The sequence below is a fragment of the Gemmatimonadota bacterium genome (assembly GCA_016713785.1).
Classification (GTDB): Bacteria; Gemmatimonadota; Gemmatimonadetes; order Gemmatimonadales; family GWC2-71-9; genus JADJOM01.
Map to the genome: position 1 here is coordinate 378,044 of JADJOM010000002.1, position 18,510 is coordinate 396,553.

Here is an 18,510-nt window from a genome sequence, read left to right on the forward strand (position 1 = left end):
AAGCGCCTGGGGTCTTTCGGCCCGGGGTGGGCAAAGGCCCGTCATGCCTCGCTTCAGCGATGGAGGCCGAGCCGCGGCTTTAGCCGCGGGTGCCGGGGCCGGCCAACGTCTGTCAATCCGGCGGCGGTAGCGCACGCCTTGCGGACCTGGAGGGATCCCTCGCTGCGCTCGGGATGACAGCGTGTGGCTTCGAGCCGCCGAACCGCCTACCTCGCCGCCAGCCAGTAGGTCACCTTCACCGCCAGGAACTGCCCGCCGTCGGCCTTGAAGGCATCGAACAGCGAGCGCACTCCCACGTCGCGGGTGGCGTCGCCGAACTTGTCCTGCTGCCACACCACGAACAGGGTGCTCCCCGGCCGCCACTCCCAGCGCAGCACCAGGTTGCTCCGGAAGGACAGCACGCTGAAGTCGCGGTCGGGAAGGTTGAAGGTCTGCGCCCCGTCGGTGACGTCGCGGCTGCCATCGGGCTGCTTCGTGATGGTGGTGCCGTCGGTGCCGTACCTCCGGATCCGGAAGCTGCGCGCGTCGGGGAGCTCGCCGAAGTCGCGATAGTGCCCGCTCGCCGCGAAGGGCTCGCCGTAGAACTCGAGGCTCAGGTCCGGCGAGAAGGCGTAGTTGACCCGGATGCTGGTGGAGAGGGTGCTGCGGTCGACGTAGGCAAAGACGTAGCGCCCGCCGAAGGTGGCCGCCGTCCCGCCGCCCAGGCTGGTGACGAACTGGCGGCTGCTCACGCTCCGGGTCCAGGACGGTTCCAGGCTGATCGACACCGCCGGCACCGGCCGGATGCCGATGGACCCCTCCCAGGTGCGCCGCCAGCCGTCGACCTCGTCGTCGAACCAGCTCAGGCCAGCGTCCCAGGTGACGGGCTTGCCCTCGTTCCCCGACAGCTCCACGTCGCCGCCGATGCCACCGGGCGCGCCCATCAGCGGGCCGCCCCGGGTGAGGTCGTCGCTCTGCTCGGCGAGGTTGCCGTACACGCCCAGGAAGAGGCGCATGAAGTTGTGGAAGGTGAAGCTGTTGCCCAGCGAGGCCTCGGTGTAGGTGGGGATGCCGGCGTAGTTCCAGCCCCGGCCCAGGAAGGCGTTGCTGCTCCAGCGGTGGAAGAGCCTCCCGCGGGTGTTCTCGCGGTAGCGCAGCTGCACGAAGGCGTCGGCGTCGTTGGCGCTCTGCAGCCGCCCCACGTCGTTGAGCTCCCAGTACGGGCTCTCGGTGCTCACCCCCACGCTGCCCAGCCAGTGCTTGCCGCTGTTCTTGGAGGCGTTGAGCCCCGCGGCGTACCCGGTGAGGCTGGTGCGGGTGGAGTCGAAGTCGAACTCGGAGGCGTCGGGGCGCTGGAGGAAGTGGGCCGGCGCGCGCTGCACCCGCGCGATGGCCGCCGCGTCGCCCGCCACGTGGCTCACGCCCACGAACCCGCCGACCTCGTAGGTGCCGTCCTTGAAGCGCAGGTTCCAGTCAGCGCCGCCGGTGATGGCCCGCTCGGCCAGCAGCGCCGCGAGCGCGGTGTCGCCCAGGCTGCGGTACACGCTGGTGAGCGAGACCCCGACCACCGACTGGTTCTTCCCCACCTCCTGCTGCACCCGCCCCACGCCGTACGCCGTGAAGGGCTCGATGGCGGCCCGCCCGAAGCGGCCGGTGGCCACGTCGTAGGTGCGCGCCTCCTCCCGGTCGGTGAAGGCGGTGAGGAACCCGATGGAGGTGCCGCTCCGCAGCCGGCCGGTGACCTTGGCGGCGCCCAGGATGGTGGCGTTGTCGGGCCGCTCGACGAAGTCGGCGGCGGCGTCGCCCCGGGGCGAGGTGCCGATGCGGCGGGAGTAGAAGTAGCCGGGCCCGTTCCCCGCGAGGAGGTTGGCGCCCTCGGTGAAGAAGGGCCGCCGCTCGCCGAAGAAGGTCTCGAAGGCGGAGAGGTTCACCTCCGCCGGGTCGGCCTCCACCTGGCCGAAGTCGGGGTTCACGGTGGCGTCGAGGGTGAGGTTCGGGCCCAGGCCCATCTTGAAGTCGAGCCCCGCCCGCCCGGTGTACTCGCTGCCGTCGTTGAAGGGATCACCCGAGGGCGCATCCTCGTAGCGGCCGTTCCCCGCCACGTAGGGGAGCAGCTCCACCCGCCGCGGCGGCTTCACCCCGTCGATGCCGGTGAGCAGTCCGAAGCGGCTGGACCAGCCGGTCTCGTTCTTGGGGATGACGATCCAGTACACGTCCTCGTTGGCGTGCGGCATCCAGCGGTTGATCTGCAGCCCCCAGCGCTGGCTGCCGGCCGCGGTGAAGCGGAGCTGCGAGAAGGGGATGCGGATCTCCACGATCCACCCGGTGGGGGTGATGCTGGTGCGCGCCTGCCAGACGGGATCCCAGGTGTAGTCGCGCTCGTCCTCGCCGTCGGCGGGATGGAAGTAGTCGCTGCGCACCCCGCCGCTGCTCACGATGAAGCTGTAGGCGGTGCGGCGGTCGTGGTACGTGTCGAGCGCCACGATGAAGTGCTCGGCGTTGCTGAACTGGTCGCGCCGGGTGACGGTGGTGGGGATCCCCGCCGGGTCCGCGCTCCCCATCCGCGCGCCCACGTAGAGGGCGTCGTCGTCATAGAAGAACGCCACCTCGGTGCGGCCGCTCGGCGCTCCCCCCTCCACCGGCTCCTTCTGGGTGAAGTCGCTGCGCCACGCGGCATCGGCCCAGGCCGGCTCGTCCAGCCGGCCGTCGATGTGGAGGCGGCCGCTGTCGAGGCGGAGCGCGGTGAACTGCTTGCTGGAATCCGCCGCCTGGGCGGCCACGCCGTTGCCGAGGGACAGCAGCAGCAGGGCCAGCAGCGGGACGCGCTGGGACAAAGGGACCTCGAGGGGATGGAGTGCCTGGTGGAGCTTGGATGGCGACTACGGGTGTAAAGGTTGGGGGGTTTCGGGGGGGAGAGCCGGGAAGCGGGAAGAGGGAAACGGGAAGAGGGAAGAGGGAAGAGAGAGGGGGAGTGGGGAGTGGGAGGGGGATGGGGCTGGCCGCGAGGGGGCCCGGCCCGGCTCTTGCCACCCGGGTCCCTGCCCGCCACTGGTCCTCCGAGCGCGTGGCACCGAACCCGGGGGACGACCTCCCTTGAGGCCAGAATTGATCCAGCAGGCCTGTCGCAACGCTGCACGGGTGCGGGGCCTGCGCCACGCGTCACGGTGAGGATGATGCATTCCCAGTGGAGTGGAGTGGGCTACGACCTGGTGGTGGTGGGCGCCGGGGCGAGCGGGGCGCTGGTGACCGCCCAGCATGTGCGGCAGGGCAAGCCGGGCCGGCTGGCGCTGATCGGCGTGGGGCCGGGGGCGGGGCGCGGGGTGGCGTACGACACGCCGTTCCGGAGCAACCTGCTCAACGTCCCCGCCTGGAATATGAGCGCCTTCCCCGACGACCCCGGGCACTTCCAGCGCTGGCTCGCCGCGCGGACGCCGGGGGCGGACCAGGGGACGTTCGCGCCGCGGCTGGTGTACGGCGCCTACCTCGAGGAGGTGCTGGCGGAGGCGCTCCGCTCGCCGCTCGTCTCGCCGGTGCCGCGGCGCGCCGTGGACCTGGCCCGCGAGGGCGAGGGGTGGCGGGTGCTGCTCGACGACGGGACCACCCTCGCCGCGCGGCGGGTGGTGCTGGCCCTGGGAAACCTCCCGCCGAACGACCCGCTGCACGCCGACCCCGGCGCCTTCCCCTCCTACTACCGCAATCCCTGGGACCCCGCCGCGGCGACCGGCCTCGCGGCCACCGCGCCGGTGCTGCTCATCGGCACCGGCCTCACGATGATCGACGTGGCGCTGTCGCTGGAGGAGTCGGGCCATGAGGGGCCGGTGACCGCGATCTCGCGCCGCGGCTGGCTGCCCCGCCCCCACGCGCCGTACACGCCGCGGCCCCAGCCCACCCTCCCCGAGGCATTCCAGACGCCGAAGGGGGCGTTCCGGTGGATCCGCGAGCAGGTGCGGGGCGGCGCCGAGTGGCGCGCGGTGATCGACGGGCTCCGGCCGCACAGCCAGGCGATCTGGCGCGGGTGGAGCGTGACCGACCGGGCGCGCTTCCTCCGCCACGCGCAGGGGCCGTGGGACATCCACCGGCACCGGATGGCGCCGGAGATCGCGGCGCGGCTGGCGCGGCTCCGCGACGCGGGCCGGCTCACGGTGCTGCGGGGCCGGCCGCTCGGCCTCAGCGCGCAGGACGACGCCCTGGTGGTCCGCTGGCGCTCCCCGGAGGATGGCCAGGTGCACCACACCCGCGCCGCGCGGGTGGTGAACTGCACCGGCCCCAACCGCGACTACCACCGCGTGGGAGACCCGCTCATCCAGAACCTGCGCATGCGCGGGCTGCTCACCCCCGACCCGCTGCGACTGGGCTGGGAAACCTCCGCGGACGGCCAGCTGCACGGCGCCGATGGCACCCCGGTGCCAGGGGTGTTCGCGATGGGGCCGCTCCGGATCGGCGGAGAATGGGAGTCGCTGGCGATCCCGGAGCTGCGGGGGCAGGCGGCGGAGCTGGTGGGGTAGGACGGCGGGAAGCGGGAAGGGGACACACACGAAGGGCCGGCATTCAGCCGGCCCCTACCGCCCTACCGCCCTACCGCCTTACCGCCCTACCGCCCTAGTTCAGATCCTTCTGCTTCCGCTTGCTCACTTCATCGAGGAAGCGGCGTTCCTCGGCGGTGAGGCTCTCGATGCCGGTGGCGCTGATCTTGTCGAGCACCCGGTCCACTTCGATGGCCACGGGGTCGGAGCCGGCGCGGGGGGTGAGCGGGCGGATCGGCGCGGCGGGGCGCTCGGACTCGCGGCTGGCGGCGGTCTGCTGCACCATGACGGCGCGTTCCGGCTGTTCCCGGAAGGCGGGGACGGGGCGGTGGCGGGAGAACGCCTGGATCTTGAAGAACAGCCAGCCGGCGAGCATGCCGCCCAGGTGCGCCTCGTGGGCCACGCCGGACATGGACGGGATCTGGGCCGCCACCACCTCGATCGCCGCCGCGGCCAGGACCAGGGTCCGGGCCTTGATGGGGAAGGGGATGGGGAAGACCAGCATCTCGGCCTCGGGCCACAGCATGGCGAAGGCCACCGAGACGCCGAAGACCGCGCCGGAGGCGCCGATCATCGGGCCGACCGGCGTGAAGACGTTGAGGAGCAGGGAGACCAGCGCCGCCCCGACCCCGCAGTAGATGTAGAAGAGGATGAATGTCCGGGACCCGAGTCGGGTTTCGACCGCGGTGCCGAGCAGGTAGAACCAGAGCATGTTCGTGGCGAGGTGCAGGAACCCCGAATGCACGAACAGGTAGGTGAAGGCGCCCCAGGGCCGGGCCATGAAATGGGCCGGGTCCATCGCGAGGAGCGTGTGGATTTGACCGGATGTGAAGATCGTTTCCAGCAGCAGCTGCACCACCGCCGTGGCCGCGATGACGCGGACCACCCACGGTGTGGGGCGAGGGAAAGTGGGGCTGCTGAAGGACATGCGTCGCTTCCCGGTTACGCCTGCCGCCCGGGACGTCGGGCGGTACGGCAAATCCGATCACACAGTGCCGCAAACTCGATGCCTGCCGCCCTGGCCGACTGGGGAAGGAGGCTGGTGGCCGTCATTCCGGGCAGGGTATTGACCTCTAAACAGTAGAGGGCCCCCTCCGGAGTCAAGCGAAAATCGACCCGGGAATAGCTCCCCAGCCGGAGGGCGTCGTGGGCCAGGACGCCCAGGCGCTGGCACTCCGCCGTGACCGCGGGGGAGAGGCTGGCGGGGAAGATCTCCTCCGACATGCCCGGGGTGTACTTGCACTCGTAGTCGAAGATCTCGTGCTGGGGGATGATCTCCCCGACGGCCAGCGCCTTCCCCTCCAGGATGCCGACGGTCAGCTCCCGTCCCGGAATGAAGCCCTCGACCATCACCTCGTCGTCGTACTCGCTGGCGAAGAGCACCGCCGCCTCGAACTCCTCCGGCCGCTTGACCACCGTCAGGCCGACGGTGCTGCCCTGCTTACTGGGTTTAACCACGACCGGCCAGCCGAGTTCCTTCCCGGACTCGGCGACGCTCACCGGGGCCATCCGCCAGCGGGGGGTGGGGACGCCGGCGTCGCGGAAGAGGCGCTTGGAGGCGTCCTTGTCCATCGCCACGGCCGAGCCGAGGGGGCCGCTCCCGGTGTAGGGGACGCCCAGGGTCTCGAGCAGGGTCTGGATGGTGCCGTCCTCGCCCCGGCCGCCGTGGAGCACCAGGAAGACGGCGTCGGCTTCCCGGACCTCGGGGAGCGCGCCCAGCGACGTCAGGAGGAAGGTCCGCTCCCGGTCGGCGAGCTCGGTCACCGAGGGCCAAGTGGTGCCCACCCGGCCCAGGAGGTGGTCGGTCTCCCGTGATTCGGGGACGAATCCGGAGACGGTATCCACCACGACCACGTCGTGGCCGGAGGCCCGGAGCGCGGGGACGACCTGCCGGGCCGAGGCCAGGGCGACGTCGCGCTCGGCTGAGGCGCCACCAGTGAGGACGGTGATCCGGATCGTGGGGCTCGCGGCTCGGGGTGGGTGAATCGTAAACGGGAAGCGGGAAGCGGGAAACGGCTGGATCACCGCTTCCCGCTTCCCGGCAGGTGCCTGTCGCGGCCCCGGACGGGCGCGCTGTCCGCTTCCCGCGCGGCGCGGAGCGCCGCGCTAGCGCGTCCCGATCATCTGCTGCAGGATGTCGTAGCGGCTCACGATGCCGATGAGCTTGCCGTCCTTCTGGATGAGGGCGGCGGGGCTTTCGCGGGTGAGCAGGGTGGCGAGGCGGTCGGTCTGGGTGAGGGCGTCGACGACGGGGAAGGGGCCGTCCATGACCTCGCGCACCGGGCGGTCGAGGAGGGCGGGCTGGGCGAGGGCGCGGGTCATGAGGGTGTTCTCGATGAGCCCGCCGACGCACTGGCCGGCCTCGAGCACGGGGATCTGGCTCACGCCCCAGGTGCTCATGAGGTTGAGCGCCTGGCGCACCGCCGCGGCGGGGGCCACGCTCACCAGCGCGGGGCTGTTGGCGGGGCGGCGCTGCAGCAGCTGCTCCACGGTGATGCGCGGGGCGTCGAGCAGCTGGTTCTCCTGCATCCACTCGTCGTTGAAGACCTTGGAGAGGTAGCGCTCGCCGGTGTCACAGAGGATGGTGACGACCAGCGCCTGCGGGTCGTCGAGCTCGCGGGCGATCTCGAGCGCCAGCGCCACGTTGAGGCCGGCGGAGCCGCCGAGGAGCATGCCTTCCTCGCGGGCCAGGCGGCGGGCCATGACGAAGGCGTCGCGGTCGGGCACCTGGCGGAACTCGTCGATCTGGTCGAACCAGATGGTGCTCGGGATCTTGTCGCCGCCGATGCCTTCCACCTTGTAGGGGTAGCCCTCGCCCAGGGACTTCGTCTTGCTGAAGCCGGTGTAGAGGGAGCCCTGCGGGTCGCCGGCGATGACCCGGACCTTCGGGTTCTTCTCCTTGAGATACTTGCCGGTGCCGCTCACGGTGCCGCCGGTGCCGGCGCCCGCCACGAAGTGGGTGACGCGGCCCTCGGTCTGGGTCCAGATCTCGGGGCCGGTGGTCTCGTAGTGCGCCTGCGGGTTCACCTGGTTGTAGAACTGGTTGGCCAGCACGGCGCCCGGCGTGTCATGGACGATCTGCTTGGCCTTGTTGACGTAGTTGTCGGGGTGGTCGGGCGGCACGGCGGTGGGGGTGATGACCACCTCGGCGCCGTAGGCCTTGAGCAGCCGCACCTTCTCCTGCGACATCTTGTCGGGCATGGTGAAGATGCAGCGATAGCCCTTGAGCGCCGCGGCGAGCGCGAGCCCCACGCCGGTGTTGCCGCTGGTCCCCTCGACGATGACCCCGCCGGGCCGGAGCTCCCCCCGCTGTTCCGCGTCCTCGATGATCCGGAGCCCGATCCGGTCCTTCACCGACCCGCCCGGGTTGGCGTACTCCGCCTTGCCGTACACCGGCGTCCGGAGGCCCGCGCCCACGCGGCCGAGCCGGATGAGCGGCGTCCAGCCGATGGTGGGGAGGACGGAGTCGTAGGGCTTCAGATGGGGAGGGGTCACGGGCCAGGGTCCGAGGTGTCGGGGAGGGGAACTTACAGCGGGAAACGGGAAACGGGAAACGGGAAGCGTCGGGGGAAGGGGGAACGGGGAAGGGTCGCTCAGCCCCCCTTCCCGCTTCCCGTCCGGCGCGTGACAACGTCGCCGGCCTGGAGATTTGTCCCTTTCCCGCGCGCTCCCGCCGCGTGCAACGCGGCGGGAGCGCGCTAGGGCGTCATCCCCCCGGCCTCGGGGTGGCGGAAGTGGACCGGCTGCAGGAAGAGCGCGCCGACGGGGGTGCCGTTCTGCAGGGCGGGGGCAAAGCGGAACGACGGCACCGCGGCGAGCGCGGCGGAGTCGAGCGCGGGGTACCCGGATGACTCCGCCAGGCGGGTGGAGTCGGGCGTGAGCTTGCCGGTCTCGTCCACGAAGAGCCGGAGCACCACCTTGCCCTCGATGCCGCGGCCGTAGAGGGTGGCGGGGTATTCCACCGGCGAGGTGGGGTTGATCACCACCGGCGGGTCGTCGCCGCGGCGGGCGGTGGATTGGTCGGGGAGGGCCACGGTATTGCCGTCGCCGCGGGCGCAGCCGAGGATTGCGAGGAGGGGTAGAATGGGAAGGCGCGCACGGCCGTGCGCGCCAACGACGACCGGCGGGCCAACGACGATCGCGCCAACGGTTATCCCGGGCGCGCCGACGGTCATCGGCCGAGGCGTCCCACGTCGAAGAGCAGCAGGGCCGCGACGCCCAGCGCGGTGATCAGCAGCCATACCAGGAACCCTTTCGCCATCCGCACGAGGAACATCGTCACCGCCGCCACGCCGAAGGCGATGGCCGCGTGGGTGCCCGCGGTGCCGGGGGGGCTGCCCTGGCCCAGCGAGACGCCCGCCGCCATGCCGCCGAACACCGCCGCGAAGAGCAGGACCTTCCCGATCTTGATCACCAGCATCACCAGCAGCACCAGCACCACCGCGACGATCATGGTGGGGACGTTGACGCCGGCGAGGAAGCGGTCGAGGAGATCCATGGCGGTAAGGTGGCAGGGCGGTAGCCTCCCGTCCTACCCCTCCGAGCGCCGCTTGAGGTCCGCGAGGAGGTTGAGGGCCTCGAGCGGGGTCATCCGTTCCACGTCCGTGCCCTTGAGCTGCTCCACGACCGGGTGGGGCCGGGCCTCGCCGAAGAGGGCGAGCTGGCCGGGATCGCTGACCGGGGGCTCGCCGGGCACCACGCGGTGGTCGCCCTCGAGGGTGCGCAGCACCTCGCGGGCGCGGCGCACCACCTGGCCCGGCAGGCCGGCCAGCTGGGCCACGTGGATGCCGTAGCTGCGGTCGGTGCCGCCGGCCTCGAGGCGGTGCAGGAAGATCACCTGGTCGCCCGCCTCGCGGACGGCCACGTTGAGGTTGCGGGCGTGGGCCAGCTCCTCGGGGAGCTGCATCAGCTCGTGGTAGTGGGTGGCGAACATGGTGCGGCAGCCGGTGACGTCGTGCAGGTGCTCGCTCACCGCCCAGGCGATGGCCACGCCATCGTAGGTCGAGGTGCCGCGGCCGATCTCGTCGAGCAGCACCAGGCTCCGCTTGGTGGCGTTGTGCAGGATGGCGCTGGTCTCGCTCATCTCCACCATGAAGGTCGACTGCCCGCGGGCCAGGTTGTCGCTGGCGCCCACGCGGGTGAACAGCCGGTCCACCACGCCGATCTCCGCCGCCTCCGCCGGGACGTAGCTCCCCAGCTGGGCCAGGATCACGCACAGCCCGATCTGGCGCAGGATGGTGCTCTTGCCGGCCATGTTGGGCCCGGTGACCAGCAGCAGCCGCTCGGCGGGATCGAAGCGGACGTCGTTGGGGATGAAGGTCTCGCGCGGCATGAGCCGCTCGATGACCGGGTGGCGGGCCTGGCGCAGGGTGAGCGAGAGGCCGTCGTGCACCGCGGGGCGGACGTAGCGGTGCTGCACCGCGGTGTCGGCCAGGGAGGCCCAGACGTCGAGCCGCGCCAGCGCGCCGGCGGTGCGCTGCACCCGCGCGGTGGCCTGGCCCACCTGCTCGCGCAGCCGGCCGAAGATCGCGGCCTCGCGCTGGCCGATCTTCTCCTCCGCGCCGAGGACCTTGGCCTCGTAGCTCTTGAGCTCGGGGGTGACGTAGCGCTCGGCGCCGGCCAGGGTCTGCCGCCGCTCGTAGTCGGCGGGGACCTTGTCGGCGTGGGCGTTGGTGATCTCCAGGTAGTACCCGAAGACCTTGTTGAAGCCCACCTTGAGCGACGGGATGCCGGTGCGGTCGCGCTCGCGCTGCTGCAGGGTGGCGATGTACTGCTTGCCGCCGTCGCGGAGGTCGCGCAGCTCGTCGAGCTCGGTGTCGTAGCCGGGGCGGATCACGTCGCCGTCGGCGAGGACGGCGGGGGGCCGCTCGGTGAGGCCGGCGGCGAGCTCCTGGCCCAGGTCGGCGAGGAGGTCGAAGTCGTCGAGCACGGCGCCGAGGGCGGTGCTCCGGTCGCGGTCGGCGAGGCCGGTGAGCGCCTCGAGCACGTCGGGGAGGCGGAGGAAGCTGTCGCGCAGGGCGCCGAGCTCGCGCGGGGTGGCGCGGCCGGCGGCGGCGCGGCCGGCCAGGCGCTCCAGGTCGCGGACGCCCTGCAGCGCCTCGCGGATGCGGCCCCGGCCGCGGCCGTCGGTCACCAGCACCTGCACCGCGTCGAGCCGCTGGTCGATGGCGGCGGGGTCGCGGAGCGGCGAGAGCACCATGCGGCGGAGCAGCCGGGCGCCCATCGGCGTCATGGTGGTGTCGAGCACCTCGAGCAGGGTGGTGTTGCGGGCGCCGGCGCGCAGCGGCTCCACCAGCTCCAGGTTGCGGCGGGTCATCTCGTCGACCCAGAGGTGCACCTGGGAGCGGCGCACCTCGGGGCGGTGCAGGTGGGGCAGGCCGGCGGGCTGCAGCTCGTGCACGTAGCGGAGCAGCGCGCCGGCGGCGCCCACCGCCGCGGCATCGTCGGGGCCCAGGCCCAGCCCGTCGAGGCTGGCCAGGCCGAAGCGGCGCGCCAGCTCGGTGCGGGCCAGCTCGGGGTCGAACTCCCACTTCTCGCGGGTGGTGCGGAGCACGCCGTCCTCGAGCCGGAGCGCGGTGTCGCCGCCCACCACCACCTCCGCGGGCGCCATCCGCGCCACCGCCTCCTCGAGCCCGCCCTCGACGAGGGTCTCCAGGATGAACTCGCCGGTGGAGAGGTCGATGGCGGCGAGGCCGGAGGACGGCTCAGTGGCCGCGACGGCGAGGAGGAAGTTGTTGCGCACGCCCGGCAGGCAGTTCTCGTCGAGGACGGCGCCGGGGGTGATGGTCTCGATGACTTCGCGGCGGACGATGCCCTTGGCGAGCTTGGGATCCTCCACCTGCTCGCAGATGGCCACCCGGAAGCCGGCGGCGATGAACTGGCGCAGGTAGTCGGCGGCGGCCTTCACCGGCACGCCGGCGAGGGGCACGCCGTCGCCGCGGGCGGTGAGGGTGATGTTGAGCACCCGCGCCGCCACCTCGGCGTCGTCGAAGAACATCTCGTAGAAGTCGCCCATGCGGAAGAAGAGGATCGCGTCCCGGTGGCGGGACTTGATCTCCCGGTACTGCTGCATGAGCGGGGTGCCGCTGGCGTCGGCCGCCTTGCTCACGGCTCCGGCACCACGAAGGGCGAGTGGCGGAGCTTGCGGCGGATCTGCTCCGCGGCGGCGGTGGCGGCGGCGCGATCGGCGTAGGGGCCGGCGCGCACCTTGAAGAGCGCGCCTTCCTTCACGGTGTAGGCCTGGAAGCCGGCGTTGCGCAGGTCGCCCATGATCTTGTCGGCGCCGGCCTGGGTGTTCACCGCGGCCACCTGCACCCCGAAGCCGGTGCGGGCCGGGGTGGCGGGGGGCGCGGGGGTGGCGGCGGTATCCGGGGCGGGGCGCGCGGTATCGGTCGGCTGGGGAGTGGTGCAGCGGCCATTGAGGAACTCGAGCCGGTTGCGCAGCTCCACGTCGTCGGCGGCGCGCTCCATCCCGATGGCCAGCCAGGCGCAGGCCTCGTCACGCTTCTTCTGGTCGAAGAAGGCGCGCGCGGCCCACTCGGCCGCCATGCCGAGGGCGGGGGAGTCGGGGTAGTCGTTGCGGATGCGCTCGAGCTGCCGGGTGGCGCCGGGGAGGTTGCCGGCGGCGTAGTCGAGCAGCGCCAGGCGGTAGATGGCGTCGTCGGCCCAGTCGCTGGTGGCGTACTCCACCGACACCCGGGTGTAGGTGCGGCGCATCTCGTCGATGCTCCGGCTCACCAGCCCCATGGTGTAGAGCACCTGGGGATAGAGGGTGTCGGTGGGCGGGGTGACGCGGAGCAGGTTGGTGACCAGCACCCGGGCGGAGTCGCTGCCTCCCTCCTGCGCAATGCGGAGCGCGTCGACGAGCCGGGGGTCGGACTGGCCCGCCGCGGCCGCGGGGAGGTGGAGCGCGAGGGCGAGGAGTGCTGTCGCGGCGGTACGGCGGGAGGGCGGGACGGCGGTCGCGGTGCCCAGCCAGTTCCAGGTCATCGGGTTGCTCCATGCATGGTCGAACCGTCCACCTGCCGAACCGACGAACCGTCGGGCCGCCGAGTCGCCGAGCCACCGAGGCGCAGGACCAGTCCGAGGACCACCCCGGTCTCGTCGGAGACGCGGGTGCCCTTGAGGGCGGCGTCGGCCTCCAAGGTAGCGCGGAGGGCGGCGCGGAGCCGTGCGCCGGACCACGTCTCGGCGGCGCGGCTCCACTGCCGGGCGACGACCTTCCAGTCGCCGATGCCGAAGGGGCGGACGGCGCGGAAGCGGTCCATGAGTGTCCGCTCCAGCGCGCCGCCGCGGCTGCCCTTCTCGTAGTGGGCGCGGGCGAGCCGCATGCCCACCAGCGCGGTGCCGAGGGCGGTGATCATCTTGACGCCGGTCATGCCGGCCTGCTCCAGCACCTGGCGGCCGAGGCTGATGGCGCGCGGGGTATCGTCGGCGAGCAGCGCCTCGATCCAGTCCTCGAGCGTCTCGCCGTGGCGGATGCCGACCAGCTCACCCACGGTGTCGCGGCTGACGGGGCCCTGGTCGGCGATGCTGGAGAACTTCTCCAGCTCGGCGCGCAGGGTGCCGAGGTCGTAGCCCACGGCGAGCGCCAGGTGTTCGGCCGCGCCCTCGCCGAAGGTGAGGCCCATCCCCTTGGCGTGCCAGGCGAGCCAGCGGGCCACGCGATCGGGGGGGAGGGGATCCAGCTGCACCGCGAAGCTCCGGGCGGCGATGGCCGCGTCGGGCTCCCAGTGGCGGTCCTTCTCGGGGTTGGGCGCGCCCTCGACGAGGATGAGCACCGTCTCGGCGGCGGGATTGGCGAGGTACTTCTGCAGCACCTCGTGGGTCGCGGCCTTCTTCTTCCACGCCTCGATGTCGCGGATCACCACCACCCGCCGGCTGGCGAGCATGGGGAGGGTGTTGACGAGGGCGTGGAGCTCCTCGGGCGCGAGGCCCTGGGCGGCACGCTGGTCGAAGTTGAAGTCGCGTTCGTGCGGCTCGAGGGCCCGGTCGAGGATGGCCCGGACGGCTTCATCCTTGAGGATGTCCTCGGCGCCGCAGAGGTAATAGACGGGGGCCAGCTCGCCCTTACCCAGTGCGCGGAGGAGGTCATCGTAGGCACGGGCGGACATGGGGGAATTGTACCGGGACGGGGCGGTGGGGCGGTAGGGCGGTAGGGCGGTAGGGCGGTAAGGCGGTAAGGCGGTAGGGCGGTAACGGCGGGATCAGGGGCGGGTGCGCTCGTAGATGACGAAGGGCATGCCGGGGATGACGCGGGGCTGGGCGACGACCATGGGCTGGACTTCGGCGGCGATGGGCTCGGGGAGGACGGTGAAGTCCCGGGCGTTCATCGCGGCGAGGATGGCGAGGAGGAGCACCGCGGCGGTGGCGGCCCAGGGGGAGACCCGGGGCGGCAGCGGTTCGGGGACGGCCTCGCCACTCAGGATGCGCGCCTCGAGGCCGGCCAGGAAGGCGGGGGACGGGGCGATGTCGGCGCCGCGGAGGACCTCGGTGCCCTCGCGCACGGCACGATCGAAGGCGGCGCAGCCGGCGCAGACCTCGAGGTGATCGTCCATGTCGGCGGCAAGCTCCGGATCGTGTCCATCACGATACGCGGAGTAGCGGCGCCGGAAGTCCCGGCAGTCCATGAGGCTCGGATGTCGCAGTTAGAAAGGTGGCGCTGCGGGGGAACCCACGCCACATCTTGCCCTTATACCGCTTTCGCCGTCCAATGTTCCGGGCGTCACGGGTGCCCGGAGATCGGCCCATCCGGGGGCGGCCGCGCCGGGCCGCGCCCTCAGTCCAGGTGGGGCGAGATCAGCTCCGCGAAGCTCTGCCGGGCGCGGTTGAGGCGGCTCTTCACGGTGCCGAGGTTGCAGTGCATGATCTCGGCGATCTCCTCGTAGCTCTTCCCCTCGAGTTCGCGCAGCACGAACACCTCGCGGTGGTGGCTGGAGAGCCGGGCCACCGTCTGGTCCACGAGGGCGCGCAGGTGGCGCTGCTCGTAGAGGTAGTCGGGGCGGCTGGCGGCGTCCTCGTACTCGACCGGGCGGGGCTCCTCGTCCTCGGTGGCGCGGCCCTGGTCGAAGGCGATGAGGGGGGAGCGGCTGCGGTTGCGGAGCTCGTTCTTGGCGAGGTTGCTGGCGATGGTGTAGACCCAGGTGCTGAACTTCCGGGTCCGGTCGAAGCGGTCGAGGTGGCGGTACACCCGCAGGAAGGCCTCCTGCACCAGGTCTTCCGCGCGCTCCCGGTCGCCGATCATCCGGTACACGAAGTTGAGCAGCCGGACCTGGAAGCGGCCCACGATCTGCCCGAAGGCGCGCGGGTCCCCGGCGAGGTGCGCCTCGATGAGCGCGTTGATCTCGGGCTGGGGGGCGGGCGGCGTGGCCGGGGCCGCGGCGGGGGGCCGCCGGACGCCGGTCAGGGCAGACTTCAGGAACCGAAGCAGCGCCATCGAGTTACCTCGTCTGGCCGCGCCCGGGGGCGCGGAAGGCCTGCAGGTACAGCAACGAGACCAGGGTCTTGCCGTCCTGGATCTCGCCCCGCTCGATCAGGGCCAGCACCTCGGACCAGGGGGTGGGGCAGAGCTCGAGGAACTCATCGTGCTCCCGCTGGTGCTGCCCCGCTTCCAATCCGCCGGCCACGAACAGGTGGATTCGTTCGTCGGTGAAGCCGGGGGTGGTGAAGATGGTGGTGAGCCGCTCCAGCCGGCTCGCCCGCATCCCCGTCTCCTCCAGCAGCTCCCGCCGGGCGCACTGCTCCGGCTGCTCCCCCGGATCCAGCCGGCCCGCCGGGATCTCCCAGATCACCCCGCCCGCCGCGTGGCGGAACTGCCGGATGAGGAGCACCCGAGGGTCCGGGGTGGCCGGATCATCCAGCATGGGGACGACGGCCGCGGCGCCGGGATGACGGATCATCTCCAGCTGGCCGGTGCTGCCGTCGGGGAACCGCACCGTCTCGACGTCGAGGTGGATCACCCGCCCCGTGTACTTCCGTTCCGAGCCGATCAGCGCCATGGGCGGAACATGGGCGCCCCGCCCCGGGGTCACAAGAGTAGGTCCGGGGAAGGGGAGGGGCAATGTTGGGTATGGGAAGGTTGGACAACGCCGGTAGGGCGGTAGGGCGGTAAGGCGGTAACCTGCCGCCCTACCGCCCTACCGCCCTACCGCCTTACCGCTCCTGCCCGTCCAGCCCCACGGCGACCACCGGCCCGAGGTTCAGGGCTTCGAGGCCGGGTCGGATCCTGGCGGCGTCGCCGACCACGACGACGTGGAGGCGTTCGGGGTCGTAGCTGGCGCGGGCCACGCGCTGCACGTCGGCAGCGGTGACGGCGAGGACCTGCTTCACGTAGCGGTCGTACCAGGTGACGGGGAGGCCGTAGGTGAGCAGCTCCTCGACCTGGTCGCCCATCTGGCCCGCGGTCTCGAACTCGCCGGGGAGGCCGAAGGCGATGTAGTTGCGGGCCCGGGCCAGCTCGACGTCGCTCACCGGCGCGTCGCGGATGGCGTTGAGCTCCTTGAAGAACTCCACCAGCGAGCTGTCGGTGACGTCGCTGCGGACGGCGGCGCGGGCGGTGAAGGGGCCGGGGAGCGGGCGCCAGGCGAAGCCGGAGCCGGCGCCGTAGGTGTAGCCCTTCGTCTCGCGCAGGTTCTGGTTGAGCCGCGAGGAGAACGAGCCGCCGAGGATGGTGTTCATCACCTCGATGGCGGCGTAGTCGGGGGTGGAGCGATCGAGGCCGGGGCGCCCGATCATGATGACCGACTGGGCGGCGCCGGGCTTGTCGACCAGGTAGATGGTCCGGCGGCTCGGGGCCTCGGGGGCCGGGGGCACCGGGGCACGGAGCGCCGCCATGCGGTTGGCGCGCCAGGGGCCGAAGCGCTTGCCGATCTCGGCGCGGGCCTCGGCGAGGGAGATGTCGCCGGTGATGATGAACTCCGACTGGTCGGGGCGCACCACCCGCTGGTAGAAGCCGCGCACGGTGGCGGAGTCGAGCCGGGCGGTGCCGGCCGAGTCGCCGTTGATGGGGCGGTGGTAGGGGTGCGCCGCCGGGAAGACGATGGCGCCGAAGGCCAGGCTTGCCATGCCGTTGGGCTGGTCGCGCGCGGCGAGGATCGCGGCGAGGCGGAGGTCGCGTTCGCGGCTGACGTCGCTGCTCCGGAAGCCGGGGCGGAGGGCCACGTCGGCGAGGAGGTCGAGCGCCGGGCCGAGGGTGCGGCGCGGGGTGTTGAGGCTGAGGTAGAGGTAGTCCCAGTCGGCGGCGACGGAGAGCTCGGCGCCGAGGAAGGCGGCTTCGGCGGCGATGCCGAGGCCGTCGCGGGCGCCGGCGGCTTCATCGAGCATGCCGGCGGTGAAGGTGGCGAGGCCGGGGAGGTCGCCGTCGAGGCGGGCGCCGCCCTTCACGCGCAGGGTCACCTGCACCAGCGGCACCTCGTGCATGGGGACCACGCGGAGGGAGGCGCCGTTGGGGAGCCGGGCCTGCTGGATGGCGGGGAGCGTGAGGCTGGCGGGCGGCGTCACCGCCGGGACCTGGGCGCGGTCGAAGCCCTGGGCGCGGGCGCCGGTGGCGAGCAGCAGCGCGGCCGCCAGGGCGGCCAGGGGTCGGGTGATCGGCGTCATGGCGTCCCCTTCACCGGCGTGGCGGCGAGTTCGGGCTTGCCCTGCGGCACCACGCTGAGGGTGACGCGGGGCTGGGTCAGGTACCGCGTGGCGACGCGCTGGATGTCGGCGGCGGTGATGGCGCGGTAGCGGGCCAGGTCGGCGGCGAAGCCGTCGGCGTGGCCGGTGCGGACGAAGTAGCCGTTCAGCATGTCGGCCTTGCCGTTGACGGTCTCGATCCGGCGGAGGAACGAGGCCTCGAGGGCGTTGATGGCCTGCTCCAGCTCGCGGGCGGTGGGGCCCTCGGCGGCCAGGCGGCGCAGCTCCCGGTCGATCGTGGGCTGCAGCCCGGTGAGGGCCTGCTCCGGCTTGGCGGTGGCCACCACCCAGAAGTCGCCGCCGACGCGCTTGCCGTCCTGGTAGGCCCAGACGCTGGAGGCGGTCTGGTCGTCGTGCACCAGGGCCTCGGTGAGGCGGCTGTTCTTCTCGCCGGCGAGCAGGTAGGCGAGCAGCTCGAGCGGGGCGTCGTCGGGGGTCAGCCCGGGGACGGTGGGCCAGACGTAGTAGAGCCGCGCCAGCTGCACCCGGTCCTCGAGCACCGCGGCGGTGTCGCGGGGGAGGGCCACGGCCGCGGCGGTGGTGCGCTCGATGGCGGGCCCGCGGGGGATCTCGCTGAAGTACTGCCGCGCCAGGCGGAGCACCTCCGCCGGCTGCACGTCGCCGGCCACGACCAGCGAGGCGTTGTTGGGCGCGTAGTAGCGGCGGAAGAAGTCCTTCACGTCCTCGACCGACGCGGCGGAGAGGTCGGCCATGGAGCCGATGACGGGCCAGGAGTAGGGGTGGCCCGCGGGGTAGAGCAGGGCGAGGATGGTCTCGTTGGCCAGGCCGTAGGGCTGGTTCTCGTTGCTCTGGCGGCGCTCGTTCTTCACCACGTCGCGCTGCAGGTCCACCTTCTCGCCGGTCATGGTGGGGAGCAGCCAGCCCATGCGGTCGGCCTCCAGCCAGAGCATCAGCGGGAGGGCCGTGGCGGGGCCCCATTCGTAGTAGTTGGTGCGGTCCTCGGTGGTGGAGCCGTTGTTGTTGGCGCCGGCCCCCTCGAGGAGGCGGTCGAAGGCGGGGTACTCGGCGTTCTGGGAGCCCATGAACATCAGGTGCTCGAACAGGTGCGCGAAGCCGGTGCGGCCGGCCTTCTCGTCGCCGGAGCCGACGTGGTACCAGACGTTCACGGCGACGGTGGGGACACTGTGGTCCTCGTGGACGATCACCGTGAGCCCGTTGGGCAGGGTGTCCACGGTGACGGGGACCCGGAGCGCCGGGGCCTGGGCCGCCGCCGGCGGCGCGAGCAGGGCCGCCAGCAGCAGGACGCGGGCGGGGGGACGGAGCAGCATGGGATGGACTCTCCAAGCGGGACGCGGCGGGGTGCTGGCGTGAA

General features: G+C 72.2%; 15 protein-coding genes. 1 reads left to right on the forward strand and 14 read right to left on the reverse strand.

Annotation, left to right across the window (positions count from 1 at the left end):
* Positions 1–206 precede the first annotated feature (206 nt).
* A complete protein-coding gene (locus IPJ95_06115; protein MBK7923196.1) occupies positions 207–2,813 on the reverse strand; it encodes a carbohydrate binding family 9 domain-containing protein in 2,607 nt (868 codons plus the stop codon).
* A 339-nt stretch (positions 2,814–3,152) separates the two neighbouring features.
* Between IPJ95_06115 and IPJ95_06120 the strand changes: the two genes are divergently transcribed.
* The gene (locus IPJ95_06120) at positions 3,153–4,484 is read left to right on the forward strand and encodes an FAD/NAD(P)-binding protein (protein MBK7923197.1); all 1,332 of its coding nucleotides are present in this window, start codon (positions 3,153–3,155) and stop codon (positions 4,482–4,484) included.
* A gap of 94 nt (positions 4,485–4,578) precedes the next feature.
* On the opposite strand, the gene IPJ95_06125 is transcribed toward IPJ95_06120, so the two are convergent.
* The 13 genes from IPJ95_06125 to IPJ95_06185 all read right to left on the reverse strand — a co-directional run bounded on the left by IPJ95_06125 (position 4,579) and on the right by IPJ95_06185 (position 18,466).
* Positions 4,579–5,430 (reverse strand): rhomboid family intramembrane serine protease, encoded by an 852-nt coding sequence (locus tag IPJ95_06125; protein MBK7923198.1) that lies wholly within the window; start codon positions 5,428–5,430, stop codon positions 4,579–4,581.
* Positions 5,431–5,444: 14 nt separating this feature from the next.
* Complete coding sequence (locus IPJ95_06130; GenBank protein MBK7923199.1) at positions 5,445–6,458, reverse strand: D-alanine--D-alanine ligase; 1,014 nt, start codon at positions 6,456–6,458, stop codon at positions 5,445–5,447.
* A 150-nt stretch (positions 6,459–6,608) separates the two neighbouring features.
* Entirely contained in the window at positions 6,609–7,982 is a 1,374-nt protein-coding gene (locus IPJ95_06135; protein MBK7923200.1) for a pyridoxal-phosphate dependent enzyme, read from the reverse strand.
* A gap of 218 nt (positions 7,983–8,200) precedes the next feature.
* A complete protein-coding gene (locus tag IPJ95_06140) occupies positions 8,201–8,536 on the reverse strand; it encodes an energy transducer TonB (protein MBK7923201.1) in 336 nt (111 codons plus the stop codon).
* A 137-nt stretch (positions 8,537–8,673) separates the two neighbouring features.
* Positions 8,674–9,000, reverse strand: coding sequence for a hypothetical protein (locus IPJ95_06145; protein MBK7923202.1), 327 nt, complete (start codon positions 8,998–9,000; stop codon positions 8,674–8,676).
* A 33-nt stretch (positions 9,001–9,033) separates the two neighbouring features.
* Positions 9,034–11,574, reverse strand: a complete 2,541-nt coding sequence (gene mutS, locus IPJ95_06150) for a DNA mismatch repair protein MutS (GenBank protein MBK7923203.1) — start codon at positions 11,572–11,574, stop codon at positions 9,034–9,036.
* A 32-nt stretch (positions 11,575–11,606) separates the two neighbouring features.
* Positions 11,607–12,491 (reverse strand): SPOR domain-containing protein, encoded by an 885-nt coding sequence (locus IPJ95_06155; protein MBK7923204.1) that lies wholly within the window; start codon positions 12,489–12,491, stop codon positions 11,607–11,609.
* On the reverse strand, positions 12,488–13,615 hold the full coding sequence (holA, locus tag IPJ95_06160; GenBank protein MBK7923205.1) for a DNA polymerase III subunit delta: 1,128 nt from the start codon (positions 13,613–13,615) through the stop codon (positions 12,488–12,490). Before holA ends, IPJ95_06155 begins: the two co-directional genes overlap by 4 nt.
* Before the next feature lie 93 nt (positions 13,616–13,708).
* A complete protein-coding gene (locus IPJ95_06165) occupies positions 13,709–14,059 on the reverse strand; it encodes a hypothetical protein (GenBank protein MBK7923206.1) in 351 nt (116 codons plus the stop codon).
* Between the two features lie 221 nt (positions 14,060–14,280).
* Positions 14,281–14,937: a sigma-70 family RNA polymerase sigma factor gene (locus IPJ95_06170; GenBank protein ID MBK7923207.1), complete on the reverse strand. Its 657-nt coding sequence runs from the start codon at positions 14,935–14,937 to the stop codon at positions 14,281–14,283.
* A 4-nt stretch (positions 14,938–14,941) separates the two neighbouring features.
* The gene (locus IPJ95_06175) at positions 14,942–15,499 is read right to left on the reverse strand and encodes an NUDIX hydrolase (protein ID MBK7923208.1); all 558 of its coding nucleotides are present in this window, start codon (positions 15,497–15,499) and stop codon (positions 14,942–14,944) included.
* A 154-nt stretch (positions 15,500–15,653) separates the two neighbouring features.
* The gene (locus IPJ95_06180; GenBank protein ID MBK7923209.1) at positions 15,654–17,099 is read right to left on the reverse strand and encodes an insulinase family protein; all 1,446 of its coding nucleotides are present in this window, start codon (positions 17,097–17,099) and stop codon (positions 15,654–15,656) included.
* Positions 17,096–18,466, reverse strand: a complete 1,371-nt coding sequence (locus tag IPJ95_06185) for an insulinase family protein (protein ID MBK7923210.1) — start codon at positions 18,464–18,466, stop codon at positions 17,096–17,098. Before IPJ95_06185 ends, IPJ95_06180 begins: the two co-directional genes overlap by 4 nt.
* Positions 18,467–18,510 lie beyond the last annotated feature (44 nt).